Source organism: Aerococcus sp. L_32, from assembly GCF_050689315.1.
Genome location: NZ_JBOEQF010001028.1, coordinates 1 through 663 on the forward strand (window position 1 = coordinate 1; position 663 = coordinate 663).

The following is a 663-nucleotide window of genomic DNA, read 5'->3' on the forward strand; positions in this document are numbered from 1 at the left end:
ACTGAGCGAAAATTCTCCATTTAATGACTGAATAATTTTATTCCGCCAAGTTGATAAAGTTTTTCATATTTTCTATTTTTACAGCGAAACATTTTCCGAATGAATCTTTTTCATGCTATTATTGAATTAAATAAATTCAAGGAGGAAAACATGAATACAACAACTAATTTTCCTTTAGTCGTTACCTTCGCAGCAATCATGATTGCACAATTGGTTAAATATCCTATTGCTGTTTTCTTTAAGAAACCAAACGCTAACCTCTCAATCATTCATGCTACAGGTGGTATGCCTAGTTCCCACTCGGCTGCCGTTACTTCGCTAATCACTGCTTTGATTCTTCAGTATGGTTTCTTCTCACCAATCGTTGCGATTGCCGTTTGTTTTGGTATGATCGTCATGTTTGATGCCATGGGTGTTCGTCGCCAGGATGGGGAGCAAGGGGTTTTAATCTATACCCTTATGAAGATTCTAAAAGAAAAGGCTAGAGAAACTGACGATACAGATCTATTAGCTAAATTAAACACACTTGATGAGGATCGCATGGTCATTAATGATTATTTAGGTCACAAACCTTCAGAGGTTATTGGTGGTATGACCACTGGTGTACTTGTTACGCTAGGTGTTCGTTTTATCTACATCCTATTAAATCTCCCATTATAATCA

Annotated in this window: 1 protein-coding gene; it reads left to right on the forward strand. The window is 36.7% G+C overall.

The window, feature by feature from the left end:
• Positions 1-150: 150 nt before the first annotated feature.
• Positions 151-660, forward strand: coding sequence for a divergent PAP2 family protein (locus ACRCJ0_RS18020; protein ID WP_016897571.1), 510 nt, complete (start codon positions 151-153; stop codon positions 658-660).
• Positions 661-663: the final 3 nt, after the last annotated feature.